This is a genomic window from Salinimicrobium oceani, assembly GCF_012037645.1.
The window spans coordinates 1-490 of record NZ_JAAVJR010000479.1 but is presented as its reverse complement, the minus strand read 5'-3'; the positions used below and the strand labels follow the sequence as shown (position 1 = coordinate 490).

At 39.8% G+C, this 490-nt stretch carries 1 pseudogene; it reads left to right on the top strand.

The window, feature by feature from the left end:
• Positions 1–490 (top strand): annotated as a pseudogene (locus tag HC175_RS17830) (amidophosphoribosyltransferase); the annotation flags it as partial.

Sequence of the window (490 nt, the reverse complement as noted above, 5' to 3'; positions counted from 1 at the left end):
TAAAGAAAAGTATCCTGAAGATGATGGATCGTACCAATCCAAAAAAGATCATTGTTGTTTCTTCTGCCCCTCAAATACGTTATCCCGACTGTTACGGAATTGACATGGCAAGGCTGGAAAACCTGGTTGCATTTCAGGCAACACTGGAATTGCTAAAGGAAAGCGATCAATATCACATCATAGAGGAGGTTTACCAAAAATGTAAACAGCAGGTGGACCTGGAGGATAATGAAGTGCAAAATTTTGTAAAGGAGATCTATGATCCCTTTACCGATGAACAGATCTCAGATAAAATTGCCGAACTACTTAGCGATGAAAGCATTAAAGCTGAAGTAAAGATCATCTTTCAAAAAGTCGAAAATTTGCATAGAGCTTGTCCAAAGAACCTGGGAGACTGGTATTTTACAGGGGATTACCCAACCTTTGGAGGAAACAGAGTGGTGAACAGAGCCTTTATTAATTTCTATGAAGGCAGCACAGAACGAGCATA